This window comes from Bradyrhizobium elkanii WSM2783, assembly GCF_000472865.1.
GTDB classification, from domain to species: domain Bacteria; phylum Pseudomonadota; class Alphaproteobacteria; order Rhizobiales; family Xanthobacteraceae; genus Bradyrhizobium; species Bradyrhizobium elkanii_A.
This window is the reverse complement of the sequence record NZ_AXAP01000001.1, coordinates 162,471-176,761: the sequence shown is the minus strand read 5'-3', so window position 1 is coordinate 176,761 and position 14,291 is coordinate 162,471. Positions and strand designations below refer to the sequence as shown.

The window sequence follows — 14,291 nt, the reverse complement described above, 5'->3', positions numbered from 1 at the left end:
CAGGAGCCTGGTGACCGAATGAATGCGCTGGAGCGGCTGGAATCGACGCTTTCGTCGCTTCGCAAGGACGTGCCGACGGTCCGGGTGGGCGGCACCGTTTCAGAGGTCGCGCCAACGCATTACCGCGTCTCGGGCCTCTCGCGATTCGTAAGACTGGGCGAGTTGATCGGGCTCGAAATCGATGGCCAGGTACAACTCGGAGAGGTCGTTCGTATCGACGGCAACGGCGTCACTGCCAAGCCATTCGATTCCCACATCGGGGCGGGCCTGGGCCTCGTTGCCTATCGTCATCCACCAAAGACGATCTCGCCGCATCCAAGTTGGAAGGGCCGGGTGCTGAACGCCCTTGCCGAGCCGCTCGACGACGCTGGCACGTTGCACGTCGGGGACCGGGTGATGTCAACGGACGCGAGCCCGCCACCCGCCATCAGCCGCGCCCGGGTGCGCGCACCGTTGCGGACGGGAGTGCGGGTGCTGGACCTGTTTACGCCGCTCTGCGTCGGGCAACGTATTGGTATTTTCGCCGGGTCAGGCGTCGGCAAGACGACGTTGCTGTCCATGATCGCGCAAAGCCAGGGTTTCGACACCGTCGTCACGGCCTTGGTCGGCGAACGCGGCCGCGAGGTACGCGAATTCCTCGAGGAGGCACTGGTTCACCATCAATCGCGCGCGATCACGGTGGTGTCCACGAGCGACGAGAGTCCGATGATGCGCCGCCTGGCGGCAAAGACCGCCACCACGATCGCCGAATATTTTCGGGATCGCGGCGAATCGGTGCTGCTGATCGTCGATTCGGTCACACGCTTCGCTCACGCGGCCCGCGAAATAGCACTGGCCACCGGCGAGCCGGCGGTTGCGCGCGGCTACGCCCCAAGCGTCTTCAGCGAGCTGCCGCGCCTGCTCGAACGGTCCGGACCCGGCATCGACGGACAGGGCTCAATCACCGGCATTTACTCCGTGCTCGTCGATGGCGATGATCACAATGAGCCGATAGCGGATACGGTGCGCGGCACTCTCGATGGGCACATCGTGCTTGACCGGGAGGTCGCAGATCAAGGGCGCTATCCCGCCGTCAATGTACTCTCATCGGTATCGCGCCTGGCCCAACAGGTCTGGACCGCGGACGAGCGCAATCTGCTGCGAAAGTTGCGCGCCATGATCGCGCGCTTCGAGGACACGCGCGATCTGCGCTTGATGGGCGGCTATCAGCCGGGTCGCGACGGCGAACTCGATCAAGCCGTCCAACTCGTTCCGAAGATCTACGATCTGATGCGGCAGGCGCCGTCGGACCCGCCGAGCCGTGAGCCGTATCAGGAACTGCTGAACCTCATCAAGGCCGCAATCGAGTAGCGGTTTGCCTTTCCGGGAGGCCAACCTCGGAAGGTCACTGTAGCTTTGTTGTTCCTGACACTCGCCGAGTTTCTCATAGCAAGAAGGCAAGCGCCGCCTCGCAGCGATCTTCTATCTTCAGCGTGAGCAGGTGATCGGCACGGGTCCGACCGAGATTGACGGCCGCGATCGGCAGACCATTTTGAGCGGCCATCTGCGCGAACCGAAAGCCGGAATAGACCATGAGCGAGGAACCGACGATCAACATGCCGTCGGCTTCGTTCAAATGGCTCTTAGCGGTGGCAACGATCTCGCGCGAAACATTTTCGCCGAAGAAGACGACATCCGGCTTGAGAACGCCCCCGCACGATCGGCAAGCCGGTACGACAAAGCTTGAGAAATCCTCGTTCTCGACGTCAGCGTCCCCGTCCGGAGCGTCCGCGGCGTCCAAACCGAGCCACGCGCCGTTCAGGCGAGCCAGTTCGTCCTGAAAAGTCGACCTCAGGGTCGTCGACGCGCATCCCAGGCACCGAACCATATCAAGTCGTCCGTGCAGGTCGATGACCTGCCTGCTGCCTGCAGCCTGGTGGAGCCCATCCACATTTTGCGTCAGGAGGATTTTGCTTCGTCCCTTCGCTTCCAGCTTGGCCAGCGCATGGTGGGCATCGTTGGGCAACGCACGGCCAAACCTCCGCCACCCGATCAGACTTCGCGCCCAATAGCGCTGCTGGGTCGCGTGCTCACGAATGAAGGCCTGGTAGGTGACCGGCGGCGTCCGCTTCCACTTGCCGTCGCTATCGCGATAATCCGGAATGCCGGAATTTGTGCTGCAGCCTGCTCCCGTCAGGACGAACAGACGTGAGTGGCGGTTGATGAAGTCCTCGAGCGCATCGTCTTGCATGGCCGGGAGTATTTAGTGCGTCGGTGTCGCTGACGCCAGTAGGAGCCCGCGAGCTTGTGCGCCGGGCCCCGGACGGGGACCGCTCTCGACACCAACTTCGGCCGAGCCCGCGCGCAAGGCCTTATGAAGCATGATTGCCTTCCGTAACGGCGGTCACCAGCCTGACAAATGCCAGCATTCCGGGATCGTCGAGGCCGCGGCTCTTGTCGCCGAACATCCGCGCACGGCCGATCCTGCAGGGTTTGTCGTTGAAATCGGCCAACACAGCGGCGGCGCTCTGCCGCGCGGCGCTGACCATCTCGGTCCAGTCCGACTTGCCCGTGACCGCCTTGGCAACGGCATCGATCGCGTCGATGACCGTCTTGTCGCCGAGCGCCGATTGGCCGCGCTTCAGCATCGCGTCACGCACATCGGCAAGGATCGGACCCAGCTCCGAGGCGGCAAGCTCGGTGCGGCCTTTCGTGGCGCGAGCGAACGCGAGAAGTCCGGTCGCAAATAGCGTGCCAAGGCTGGAGCCGGTGGCAGCCGCGGCCGCCTGTGCAAGAGCGCCGCAGACACGGCCGAGATCGTCGCCGTCCTTCGCATCCACCGACGCCAGCCGCTCAATCACCCTGGCAAGCATACCGCCCGTGTCGCCATCGCCCAACTTCGCGTCGGCAGCATTGAGTTCTTGTTCGAGCTGCGGCATCGCGGCATGAGCGCGCGACGCTGCCGAAATGAGGGACTTTGCCGACAGCATCAGCCGACCGTCCAGAATGGGCAGTATGCGGGAGCAGCGAGAAGGCGCTCCAGTTCGTCGTCGAGGAAGCAAAGGCTGATCGAGGCGCCGGCCATCTCCATCGACGTCACGTAGGGGCCAACAAGCGGCATCACGATGTGTAGCCCGCGTGCCGCCAGGAGTTGGGCCGCTTTCCTGTAGAGGATGAACAGCTCTTCCAGCGGCGTCGCACCCAGGCTGTTGACGAGGATGGAGACCCGATTGCCGCTGCCCCGCGGCTGCTCCGCCAGAAGGCGCTCGATCATTTCGGTCGCGATCTCGTCAGCGGATCTCAGCTTGTCGCGCCAGATGCCGGGCTCGCCGTGAATGCCGATGCCCATCTCCATCTCATCCTTACCGACGGTGAAGGTCGATCTGTCCGCGCCGGGCACGCGGCAGGGCGCGGTCGCCATGCCGATGGTACGGGTCGCATCGACAGCTTTCTGCGCGATCCCGGCGACATCAGACAGGCTGGCCCCCTCCTCTGCGCGTGCGCCGGCGATCTTGTAGGCGTAGACGATGCCGGCGACACCACGCCGCTTGCGCGCCTCCAGAGGCGAGGCGCTGGCGATGTCGTCGCAGCCAAGCACGGTGCGCGTTTCGACGCCATCAAGCTCAAGCATCTCGGCGGCCATGTCGAAATTCATGGGTCGCCGCCGTAATTGCCATAGAGCAGCAGCACGCCGGCGCCACCATCAGCAAGCTTGATGGCCTCGGTGCAGGAGGCCACGTTCGGTCCCTCGAAGACGTTGCCGATGGAGCAGGTGTCGAGCAGCCCCTTGCCGACATAACCGGTGAAGAGCGGCAGATGCCCCGAGCCTCCGCCCGAGGCGATGCCGACCTTCCCCTGACGCGCGCCTTCCGCCCGGCGCACCACGCGCCTTGCCTCTCCGCCCAGAGCAAGCGAGGGATGGGCCGCCACGAGGCCGGCAAGCATCTCGTCAACATAGTCCGAGGGTGAGTTGATGATTTTCTTCATGAGAAGCCCTCCTGGAATGGCACAAGGTCAGTTGGCGATACGCGCTTCGGTCCCGGGATCGAACAGATGAATGACGGGGTCGAACGCCAGCTTGATGACGTCCCCTACAGCAGCCGTGATGCGCTCCCGGACAACGGCCGTGACTGGCGTCGTGCCGACACGAAGCTGCAGCACCGTCTCGGCACCGGTCGGCTCTATCAGCAATATGGTCCCGTCCACGCCCGCTTTGCCGACGTGGATGTGCTCCGGCCGGATGCCGAAGATCACCTTCCGTCCGTCCTGCATGGGCGGCGCCGAACCGAGATCTCCCCCGCCGTCTGCGACGATGCGCCCGCCGCCCGCGATCGCCGGAATGAAGTTCATCGAAGGCGAGCCGATGAACCCGGCCACGAACTTGTTGGCCGGCTTGTCGTAGAGATCCAGCGGTCGTCCGACCTGCTCGACCGTGCCGCCGCGCAGCACGACGATCTTGTCGGCCATGGTCATCGCCTCGATCTGATCGTGCGTGACATAGACCGTCGTGGTCTTGAGCCGCTGGTGCATGTTCTTGATTTCGGAGCGCATCTGCACGCGCAGTTTGGCGTCGAGGTTCGACAACGGCTCGTCGAACAGGAATACTTGCGGGTTGCGCACGATGGCGCGGCCCATGGCCACGCGCTGCCGCTGGCCGCCGGAGAGCTGGCGCGGATAGCGTTCCAGATAATTCTCGAGGTCAAGAATGGACGCAGCCTGGCGCACCAGCTTTTCGATCTCTGCCTTCGGACGCTTCTGCAGCCGCAGCGCGAAACCCATGTTTTGAGCGACCGTCATCTGCGGGTAGAGGGCGTAGTTCTGAAATACCATCGCAATGTCACGGTCGTTCGGCGCGACGTCGTTGACAACGCGGCTGCCGATGCTGATCGCGCCGGAGCTGATGACCTCCAGCCCGGCGATCATGCGCAGCAGCGTGGACTTGCCACAGCCCGACGGCCCGACGAGCGTGACGAACTCGCCGTCTTCGATGTCGACCGAAATCCCGTGGATCACCTCAAGAGAGCCGTAGCGCTTGCGCACATCCTTGATCGTTACCGTACTCATTGCATGTTTATTCCTTCGCGAAGGGCGAGCCCGCGTCAGCCCTTGACCGCGCCCGCGGTCATGCCCGCGACGAGGTACTTGCGCATCAGCACCGAGAAGAGCAGCACAGGCATCATGATCAGCGTGCCGCCGGCGGCGATCTTGCCCCACTCCCAACCTTCGTAGTTCATGAAGTTCACGACCTCGACGGGAGCGGTCATGGCGCTGTTGCGGGTCAACGTCAGGGCGAAGAAGAAGTCGTTCCAGGAATAGAGGAAGCACAACATTGCCGTGGTGGCTATCGCCGGAGTGGACATCGGAAGAACGATCAGCACGAATGTCTTCCAGAGGCTGGCACCATCTATCCAGGCGGCCTCTTCCAGCGCGCGCGGCGTCCCATCAAAGAAATTGCGCATCAGCCACACGACCAGCGCGAGATTGAAAGTCAGGTAGACGATGATGAGGCCGGTCTTCGTGTCCAGTAGTCCAAGATTGCGGTAAACGAGGAAGTAGGGAATGGCGAAAGCGACCGGCGGCGCCATTCGCGAGGCCAGGATGAGCAGCGAGAACGTGCGCTCGCGACGCATGGTGGCGCGCGACAGCGCGTAGGCGCCGGGCGTTCCGATCATCAGCGCCAACCCGGTCGAAACCGTGCTGGTGACGATGCTGTTCCAGATCGACACCGAGAACCGGCCAGTCCACAACCCTTCGTAGTTCTTCAGCGTCGGCTTGAAGAACAAGCCATCTATTCCGGTGAAGAACTCGTCCGACGGCTTGAAGCTCATCACCACAAACCACAGGAAGGGCAACAGCGTCAGGATCGCGAGCACGATGACGAGCGTGTTGGCAAGAATGCGTTCGCGACGTGGGAGATAGGAGGGAGCGTCAGTCGACACGGGACTCTCCTGCAACGACGCGGATGATGATCCAGCTCAGCAACAGCGTGATCGCAAGCAGCACCATGGTGACTGCCGACGAGTAGCCGATATAGCTGTAGTTGAAGGACTGCGAGAAGACGTAATAGTTGGAGACTTCGGTCACGGTGCCCGGCCCGCCATCGGTAAGGATATAGATCAGCGGGAAGGTCTTGATGCTGTCGATCAATCGGAACAGGCCGGCAACCAGAAGCGTGTTGCGCAGATAGGGCAGCGTCACGAACCAGGTGAGCTGCCAGCTTGTCGCGCCGTCAATGCGGGCGGCCTCGCGCAGCTCCTCGGGCATCATCGAGAGCGCGGCCAGGATGATCAGCATCGTGAAGGGAAACCACTCCCAGGTATCGGCGATGATGATCGCGGTCAGCGCCCAATTGGCATCGGTGATCGGCGTCGCGACGGACCAGCCAAGCGCTTTGAATATCCACCACGCCGGGCTGATGTCGGGCGAGTAAAGCACCTTCCAGATGATCGCCACGACGATGGGTGGCAACACCATCGGCACGAGAAACGTCGAGCGCAAGGCCTCCATCAGCGCGGTGCGCATGTTCAGCAGCAAGGCGACGACGAGGCCGAGCAGGAGCTGCAGCACCACGGTGAAGAACGACAGCTTGAGCTGCACCCACAGGCTGTTGTGCAGCCTGCTGTCGCCGAACAGAACCTTGTAGTTGGCCAGCGGGTCCGAGAAATTCCAGGCCGTTCCCGGCGTCGCCAGGCTCAGCGGCGTAAAGCTGGTGACCAGAAGATAGATCGTCGGCAGCAGCGTGACGATGGCGAGGATCACGAGCACCGGCGTCAGCAGCATCCAGAAAAAGCGGATCCGCTGTCGTTCGAAATGGGGAAGCGCGCCGATAGCTGCGCCACGGCCATCGCTGGCCGCGGCGTAATCCGACACCTTGGTGGAGATCGACATTAAAGCGCAACACCGGCCTTGCGCAGATCGGCAACGGCTTCGGCCTGTGCCGTCGCCATGGAAGCCTCCGCGCTCTGCTGACGCGAGGCGATGCGCTCGATCGCCTTGTTGATCTTGTCGCCCACTTGCGGAAAGACCGGGACGGTACGGTAGCTCATGTAGTTGCCCTCGCCGGCGCGCTCCAAAATTTGAAGATAGAGCGCGGCGACATCCTGACCGTTGATGTTGAGCACCTTGCGGTATTCTGGATCGTCGATGATGGACCGGCGCGGAACGGCCAGGCCGCCGCGCTCGAACGCGATACGCCGGAATGTCTCCTTCGAGGTTGCCCACTGAATGAAGGCCCACGCGGCTTCCTTCTGCCGCGCACCGACCGGAATGCCGTAGCCATTGGCATTGCAGCCCGGGAAGCTGCCGCCGGCGCCCTTCGGGATCATGCCGAAGCGCGCCGTCTCCTTGACCTTGGAATCGGCGCGCTTGGCGAGCGGCAGCACCCAGGCCATCGCATTGGTGCGAATGTTGGCGCGCCCCTCCGTCTGGCTGCGCAGCGCCTGATCGTCGGTGAACGACAACACGCCCTGCGGGCCATATTTGCTGAGGAGATCCCCATAATATTGCGCGGCGCGCGCCGCTTCCGGCGTATCGAGCGTCGGCATCAGATCGTCCGGCGCCTTGCGAAACACCTTGCCACCCATGTTCATGAGGTAGGGCGGGAAATTCCAGTGATGCAGCTTGTCGTTCACGTAGGCCGCAACGCCATCCTTGCCATGGACGGCCGCGCAGACTGCCGCGAGTTCTTCGAGTGTCTCGGGGATATTAAGACCGGCCTTCTCGATCAGGTCGTAACGCGCGATCCCCATCATCATCGCGCCGGCCTCCCAGGCGAAGCCGTAGGTCTTGCCGTCCTTGCCGCGGAACGGGGTCTGGGTGCCGCTGACGAAGTCGTCGGGATTCCACTCCGCGGGGGTCTGGTTGCGATCACTGACGAACGAGTCCAGCGGCGCGAGCCAGCCCGCACCAACCCAGCGGCCCGAATAGGGGAAAGTGATGTTGATGAAGTCGTAGCTGGATCCCTGCGTGGAAAGCTCGAGATCCATGCGCTGGTTGTAGACAGGGAAGGCCTGGAGATCGATCTCGACCTTCATCCCGGTCGCCTTCTCGAACTCCGGCAGATAGGCCTTCACATTCTCATGGAAGACGTGCTGGAAGCAGGCGCCGCGAAGCGTGACGCCATCGAACCGCTTCGCCTGGGCCAGCACTGGCGGAGAGCGCAGGCCGACGGCGGCGCCGGCCGTCAGCGCAGCCATCGTCCTCAAGACGTCCCGGCGATTGATGGCGCCGGCCGCCGGGAGAGCAGCATCAGCCGCTTCGGGATTCGCCGCTTCGGGACTCCTGGACATGTTCTTCCTCCTCGCTAGGCACTTCGCGCGCCGATTTTGTAGATATGAGAGACGATCAGCGTCCCGGATCGAACGCGAGCAGCGCTTCGAGCGCCGGACGGATGACCTTCTTCTGCTCTTCACTTGCCGGCGGCATGGGATGCCGCGGCGCCAGGCCGACGTGATCGCCCTGAAGTTCGAGGCAATACTTGACGAGAGCCGGAAGATTCTCGTGGCCCATCAGGTTCCAGAATGGGACGAGCTTGTTATGGATCTTCAGTGCGAGCTCATGATCGCCGCGCTCGACCGCATCCCACAGCGCGACGCAGGGACCCGGCGCGGCCGTCGGCGAAGCAGCCAGAGTGCCTTGCGCACCCATCATGAAGCACGGATACAGAAGGTCATCGATGGCGGCGAGGATCGCCTTGCCCTTCGGCGCGCGGATTACCAGCTCGGCGGCGCGCTTGATGTTGCCCTGGCTCTGCTTGATGCCGATGACGCCCGGGATCTCCTCCAGAATGCGCAGGACGAGCTCGGTGCTGAGCAGATTCCAGGGAATGACGTTGTAGATGACAAGAGGAATGCCGACCGTTTCCCAGATGCGCTTGAAATAGTCGAACATCGCCTGTTCGCCGTAGTCGAACACGTAGAATGTCGGGGTGACCTGCAGCGCGGTGATGTTAAGACCGTTAAGCGCCTTGGCCTTGGCAACCACATCGCGCGTGCTGTTGGAAATGATGCCGGCTACGACCGGCACCTTGCCGTTGACCTCTTCGACAGCAGCCGCAGCGAGCTGACGCAGTTCGGCGGTCTCGAGCGTGAACCCCTCGCCGGTCGAACCGCCGAAGCACACGCCATGCACCTTCTTGCTGAGAATATAGCGGACATGAGACCTGAACTTGGCCTCCTCGATGTTGCCGTCCTGATCGAACGGGGTGACGAGCGCCGGGATGATTCCCTTCAAGGTGGTGCTCATGATTTACGATGACTCCGCAACTCTAGTTGATCCTGATAAATGGCACCGATAACGGCGCACCTTTTCCTTGTCAAAAATCATCAACAAATTGAAATGACATGATTAATTGCGTTTTCAGCGAAACGATATCCCGATAGTCGGGATAAAATACGAATTTCATCCGTTTGCTCGTAGAACGAGTATCCCATATATTGGGACGTCCAGAGATCATATTCAGGACGGGAAAACATGGACGCCGTGAACAGCGAGGCGGACAAAGACAGCGGCGCCGAAACCTCCGCGCAGAAGATGCAGAAGGTGCTTCAGTGCTTCTCCGTCCTGGAGCGCAGCCTCAGCGTTTCCGAGATCGCCGAACGAACCGGCATGCCGCGCAGCACCGCGCACAGATGGTGCGTCTCGCTACGCGAGATCGGCTTCCTCGATCAGGATCATACCAGGGACGAGTACCGGTTGGGCCTGAGCCTGCTTCAGCTCGCAACACCGTGCTGTCGAGCATGGATCTGCAGAAGCAGCAGCGGCCGATCGTCGAATCGCTGACCCAGGCTTCGCAGGAAGGCGTGCACCTGGGTGTATTCGACGGCATCAGCATGGTGTTCGTGTCGCATACTCCGGGTGGACCACTGGTCCGCAACAACTCCGCCACGCTCGTCGAGTCATCACCTTGTTATTGCACGAGCGTCGGCAAGGCCGCGCTGGCCTTCCAACCTGCCCCGGTCGTCCAGCGTATCATCGACATGGGCCTGGTGGCCTATACGCGCAACACGATCACTGATCCCGACAAGCTTCGCGAGGAGCTGCGGATCATCCGCGAGCGCGGCTATGCTCTCAACAATGGCGAGTTTGAACCGCATACGCGTTGCATTGGCGCCCCGATCCGCAATGCCAGCGGAAAAGTGATCGCCGCCATCAGCGTCACCGGCACGTCCAAGCGCCTGCACGATAGCCGCGTCAAGAACATTGCCCCGCTTGTGGTCCAGCACGCCGACGCGCTCTCCATTCAGCTCGGCTACCGCATCCGCGGCGTGGCCACCTAAAGCGTTTTCGAGCGAAGTGGACACCGGCTCGCGTGAAGAAAACGCGTCAACACAAAAATCTAGAGCTTCGGTTCTGATTCAATCAGAACCGAAGCTCTGAGGCAGCGCTGCTCGAACCGATAAAACGTCAGGCCGGCAACCTGCACGACGCCCAGCCGACCGCGGTGAGCTTGGCATCCGATGCGCGGCGCGCCCAGACCTCGAGCTCGACGACACGCACGCCATCGGCCAGCGTGCCCACAGCCGTCACCACGCCCGAGAACGACACCGGATCGAACACCTGCAGCGTGTTGATGAATTTCATCTTCAGCCAGCCTTTGGTAAACCAGGCTGCGCCGAACACCCGCGCCATCAGCGCCGCTGCGGCGCCGTATTCCTGCTGGCCCTGCACGATCAGGGGCGGCAGCTTGCCTTTCTTGGCAATCTGCAGATCGTTGTGCGTATTGCGCACGTATTCGCCGATGCGCGAGAAGACGGCGGTCTGCTCGGCCGTGAAGACCTTGGTGAGCGGCGTCAACACGTCGCCCACAGCCACATCGCTACCGGCCTTCTCGATCCGCCGCGCACAGTCCGCAACCTCTCCCGTCACGCTGCGTTCGGTCGTCTTGCTGCTGCCGCGGCCGGCGATGAGACCCGGCACCGTGCGCAGGATCTCGACGCCGCGGTGCCTGACGATGCTGCGCCCGTCCTCGGCGGTCGCCTGGGCTTCCATGACCACATAGCCTTGGCCGCGCCGCTCATAGGCCTCGACATACTGGCCGGCGAGCGTCACGCGTTCGCCCAGCTTCACCGGACTATCGAACCAGATCTGCTCCTCGGTGTGGAAACCCACCGTCTTGCTGGCACGATAACGCGTGGTGAAGAGCTGGACGAGATCATTGCCCAGCAGCGCCGGATGACCGATGCGCGCACCGTCGAACGGGCTCTCGCCCCGCAGGTACCAGGCACCATAGTCGTCCTGGGTGAAAGCGAAGCGCTTGATCTTGTGATCGTCGATGGTGATCGTCACCGGCCCCAGTTCCTCCGGGATCCGCAGGTTCTCGAACACCGGCTCCTTCAGGCCGGCTTCGAGGTCATCTACGGTCACGGCCCGGCGAGGGTCGGTCAGATCGCGCCAGGGGTTCGGTGCGGCGGCGGTCGATTGGGTCATGGTCACGTCCTGGAAGCGCTCTTCGATTGCTGCGCGAACGGCGGCCGGCTGCGGCTTCGGCCGAATGCAAGGAAACAACGGACCCCGGCCGGAGTCCGGGATCGGAGCATCAGAAGGTCAGGCGTGAAGGCAGGACCTTCCGCTTGCGGCTCTCCGGGTCATACCACTCGGTCACATTCGACTTGGTGATCAACGGGGAATCGAAGGCGATCGTCTTCTTGATCGGCTTGCCGCGCAGGATCTGCACCGCGGCCTCGATCCCCTCCGAGCCGAACGGAAGATACTCCCACACGCCGTCGAGATCGCCCTTGTAGATACCTTCCAGTGCCTCGACCGTGAGACCGTCATAGCCGGTGAACCACATCTGGTCCTTGCGCCCCGCCTCCTTGGCGGCGCGCGCAGCGCCGAGAGCCATGTCGTCATTATGGCAGTAGACCGCGTCGATCTGCTTGTTGGCCTGGAGCAGATCCTCCATGCCCTTGATGGCCTGGGTGCGGTCGTAGTTGGCGACGATGTGGCCAATGATCTTGATGTCCGGATGCTTCTCGATGACTTCACGCCAGCCTTTCCCGGGCTGCTGGTTGATTACCGATCCAGGCTTGCCCTCGATCTGCGCAATCAGACCTTTGCCGCCGAGCTTCTTGACGTAGTACTCGCTGGCCGAACGCGAGGTCGCCATGGTGTCGGTCGCGAGGTGACACGCGAAATCAACGCCGCCGGCCAGCGGCGAGCTGAGTACCACGATCGGAATCTTGGCTTCGTTGATCTGCTTGACCGCGGGCGTGACCGCCTCGGCGTAGTAAGTCGAGATGATGATGATGTCGACGTTGCGGACGAGCAGATCCTCGATGTCGCGGACCTGCTTGGCCGGCTGGTCGTTGGCATCATAGACGACGGTCTTGAGACCGTACTTCTTGGCGGTCTCCTCGATGCCTGCCTGTTGCTGCTTGATCCACTCGGTGTTGGAGAAGGACATCGTGAAGCCGACGGTCTTTCCCTGCACGGCCTGCGCAAACGAGTCTTGTCCCCAGATGGCGCCGGACGCGAGCGCCGCAGCGCCGGCGCCGAGCTTGAGGATGTCGCGGCGGTTCGCCCGCCGCGTTCCGTCGTGGGTCATGATTTTTCCTCCAATTGCGGGCTTCAGCGCCGCTTTCTCCATTCGCTCATGACGACCGCCAGAACGATGATCACGCCCTTGAGCAGCATCTGAGAATAAGGTGACACGTTGAGCAGGTTGAGGACGTTCGACAGGAACGCCATGATCAGCACGCCGAGCACCGTGCCGCCGACACCGCCGACGCCGCCATCGAAGGTAGTGCCGCCGATCAGCGTGGCTGCGATGGCGTCGAGCTCATAGAGCGTGCCGGCATTGGGCTCGCCGACAGTGAGGCGGCTCGCCAGGACCACGCCCGCAAGCCCCGCCAGCAGCCCGCTCACCGTGTAGACGAGCACCTTGTTGCGCTCGACTGCGATGCCCGAGAGGCGAGCCGCCTCCTCATTGGCACCGACGGCGTAGACGGCGCGGCCGAACACGGTGTAGCGGAGCGTCACAGCCGCGATCAGCCATACGAACGCGAACAGCACCACCGGCGCCGGAACAGGCCCGATGAAGCCGGACCCGAGAAAAGTGAAGGCCGTCGACGCATCGCGCACGATGACGTTGCTGCCTTCCGTATAGATGTAGACGAGGCCGCGCACGAAGATCATCGTGCTCAACGTCGCGATGAAGGGCTGCAGGCGCAAGCGCGTGATCAGCAGCCCGTTGACGATGCCGACCGCGACCCCCGCCGCGACCCCGACCAGCACTGCGGCGCCCACGCCGTAGTGCGCGAAGCCGGCCGTCAAGGCGGCCGAAATGCCGACGATGGAGCCGGCCGAAAGGTCGATACCCCGGTTCAAGATGACGTAGGTCATCCCGATGCTGACGAGGCCGATCATGGTCGCCCCGCGCAACACATTCAGGATATTGCGCGAGGACAGGAAGTACGGCGACAGCAGGCTCGCCACGACGAGCAGCAGCACGAGTGCGAGCACGTTGCTGTAACGCACCAGCAAGCCCAGGGCCCGGTTGTAACCGGAGTTGGCGGATTTGGGAGAGGCCGCGCCTTCCGTGATGGCGGTGTCGGTCATGCGTGAAGCTCTTGCTTGATGGAGTGAGCGGGGAGGGCGAGACCGAGCAGGCTTTCTTCCGTCGCACGGTCGCCCTCGACTTCGCCGGTGATCCGCCCGTCGCTCATGACGAGCACGCGATCGGTCATGCCCAGGATCTCGGGCAGTTCGGAGGAGATGAGCAGGACCGCGATTCCCTCGCGGGCGAGTTGATCGACGAGCGCGTAGATCTCGCGCTTGGCGCCCACATCGATACCGCGGGTGGGCTCGTCAAGGATGAGCACGCGCACGCCCTTGAGGAGCCATCGCGCAAGGATGCATTTCTGCTGGTTGCCGCCGCTCAGCACGGCGATCGGCTGCTCGGCATGAGGGGTCCGCACGTTGAGGCGGCCGATAAACGCCCACGCCTGCTCGGCCTGCTTGCGGCTGTTGAGCACGCCGAAGCGGCTGTGCTTCTCCGGAGCCGCGAACGCGATGTTCTCGCGAACCGAAAGCGGCATGAAGAGGCCGTCGCGGCGATCCTCGGCGATGTAGGACACGCCCTTTCTGATCGCGTCCGCCGGGCTGCGCAGGACGACCGGTTCTCCGTCGATCAGGATGCGCCCCGCCGAGATCGGGGCTGCACCGAACAGGGCGCGCGCCAGCTCCGTTCGGCCTGCGCCGACCAGGCCGGAGAGGCCGAGAATCTCGCCGGCGCGCAATGTCAGGCTTGCGTCCCTGAAGCCGTGACCTGAAATCTCCCGCGCCTCCAGCACCGGCTTGCCGGGCGCCCTCCC

At 63.0% G+C, this 14,291-nt stretch carries 16 protein-coding genes; 3 read left to right on the top strand and 13 right to left on the bottom strand.

The window, feature by feature from the left end; genetic code table 11:
• Positions 1 to 18 precede the first annotated feature (18 nt).
• Positions 19 to 1,350, top strand: a complete 1,332-nt coding sequence (gene fliI / locus YY7_RS0100770; RefSeq protein WP_028161559.1) for a flagellar protein export ATPase FliI — start codon at positions 19 to 21, stop codon at positions 1,348 to 1,350.
• A 73-nt stretch (positions 1,351 to 1,423) separates the two neighbouring features.
• Here the strand turns inward: fliI and YY7_RS0100765 are convergent, their stop codons facing one another.
• The 9 genes from YY7_RS0100765 to YY7_RS0100730 form a co-directional block, all read right to left on the bottom strand.
• Entirely contained in the window at positions 1,424 to 2,230 is an 807-nt protein-coding gene (locus YY7_RS0100765; RefSeq protein WP_028161558.1) for an NAD-dependent protein deacetylase, read from the bottom strand.
• Between the two features lie 121 nt (positions 2,231 to 2,351).
• Positions 2,352 to 2,969, bottom strand: coding sequence for a dihydroxyacetone kinase subunit L (locus tag YY7_RS0100760; protein ID WP_035688735.1), 618 nt, complete (start codon positions 2,967 to 2,969; stop codon positions 2,352 to 2,354).
• Positions 2,969 to 3,634, bottom strand: coding sequence for a dihydroxyacetone kinase subunit DhaK (locus YY7_RS50190; RefSeq protein ID WP_349642644.1), 666 nt, complete (start codon positions 3,632 to 3,634; stop codon positions 2,969 to 2,971). Before YY7_RS50190 ends, YY7_RS0100760 begins: the two co-directional genes overlap by 1 nt.
• Positions 3,631 to 3,966: a dihydroxyacetone kinase subunit DhaK gene (locus YY7_RS64730; RefSeq protein ID WP_349642643.1), complete on the bottom strand. Its 336-nt coding sequence runs from the start codon at positions 3,964 to 3,966 to the stop codon at positions 3,631 to 3,633. The genes YY7_RS50190 and YY7_RS64730 overlap by 4 nt, the downstream gene beginning before the upstream one ends.
• A 27-nt stretch (positions 3,967 to 3,993) precedes the next feature.
• On the bottom strand, positions 3,994 to 5,043 hold the full coding sequence (locus tag YY7_RS0100750) for an ABC transporter ATP-binding protein (RefSeq protein WP_028161556.1): 1,050 nt from the start codon (positions 5,041 to 5,043) through the stop codon (positions 3,994 to 3,996).
• Between the two features lie 35 nt (positions 5,044 to 5,078).
• On the bottom strand, positions 5,079 to 5,918 hold the full coding sequence (locus tag YY7_RS0100745) for a carbohydrate ABC transporter permease (RefSeq protein ID WP_028161555.1): 840 nt from the start codon (positions 5,916 to 5,918) through the stop codon (positions 5,079 to 5,081).
• Positions 5,908 to 6,867, bottom strand: coding sequence for a carbohydrate ABC transporter permease (locus tag YY7_RS0100740; protein ID WP_080663507.1), 960 nt, complete (start codon positions 6,865 to 6,867; stop codon positions 5,908 to 5,910). Before YY7_RS0100740 ends, YY7_RS0100745 begins: the two co-directional genes overlap by 11 nt.
• Complete coding sequence (locus YY7_RS0100735) at positions 6,867 to 8,267, bottom strand: ABC transporter substrate-binding protein (RefSeq protein ID WP_051396416.1); 1,401 nt, start codon at positions 8,265 to 8,267, stop codon at positions 6,867 to 6,869. Before YY7_RS0100735 ends, YY7_RS0100740 begins: the two co-directional genes overlap by 1 nt.
• 55 nt (positions 8,268 to 8,322) lie before the next feature.
• The gene (locus tag YY7_RS0100730) at positions 8,323 to 9,222 is read right to left on the bottom strand and encodes a dihydrodipicolinate synthase family protein (RefSeq protein WP_028161552.1); all 900 of its coding nucleotides are present in this window, start codon (positions 9,220 to 9,222) and stop codon (positions 8,323 to 8,325) included.
• 228 nt (positions 9,223 to 9,450) lie between these two features.
• Between YY7_RS0100730 and YY7_RS62525 the strand changes: the two genes are divergently transcribed.
• The gene (locus tag YY7_RS62525) at positions 9,451 to 9,759 is read left to right on the top strand and encodes a helix-turn-helix domain-containing protein (RefSeq protein WP_051396415.1); all 309 of its coding nucleotides are present in this window, start codon (positions 9,451 to 9,453) and stop codon (positions 9,757 to 9,759) included.
• Complete coding sequence (locus YY7_RS50185; RefSeq protein ID WP_051396414.1) at positions 9,717 to 10,256, top strand: IclR family transcriptional regulator; 540 nt, start codon at positions 9,717 to 9,719, stop codon at positions 10,254 to 10,256. The genes YY7_RS62525 and YY7_RS50185 overlap by 43 nt, the downstream gene beginning before the upstream one ends.
• 127 nt (positions 10,257 to 10,383) lie before the next feature.
• Here YY7_RS50185 and YY7_RS0100720 read toward each other — a convergent pair whose 3' ends face one another.
• From YY7_RS0100720 to YY7_RS50180, 4 genes are all read right to left on the bottom strand, one after another.
• Positions 10,384 to 11,406 carry a dehydratase gene (locus tag YY7_RS0100720; RefSeq protein WP_028161551.1) on the bottom strand — a complete coding sequence of 341 codons (1,023 nt, stop codon included), beginning with the start codon at positions 11,404 to 11,406 and terminating at the stop codon, positions 10,384 to 10,386.
• Positions 11,407 to 11,515: 109 nt separating this feature from the next.
• Positions 11,516 to 12,523 carry a substrate-binding domain-containing protein gene (locus YY7_RS0100715; RefSeq protein ID WP_196237197.1) on the bottom strand — a complete coding sequence of 336 codons (1,008 nt, stop codon included), beginning with the start codon at positions 12,521 to 12,523 and terminating at the stop codon, positions 11,516 to 11,518.
• A 23-nt stretch (positions 12,524 to 12,546) separates the two neighbouring features.
• Entirely contained in the window at positions 12,547 to 13,536 is a 990-nt protein-coding gene (locus tag YY7_RS0100710) for an ABC transporter permease (protein WP_028161549.1), read from the bottom strand.
• On the bottom strand, positions 13,533 to 14,270 hold the full coding sequence (locus tag YY7_RS50180; protein WP_196237196.1) for an ATP-binding cassette domain-containing protein: 738 nt from the start codon (positions 14,268 to 14,270) through the stop codon (positions 13,533 to 13,535). Before YY7_RS50180 ends, YY7_RS0100710 begins: the two co-directional genes overlap by 4 nt.
• Between the last annotated feature and the right edge of the window lie 21 nt (positions 14,271 to 14,291).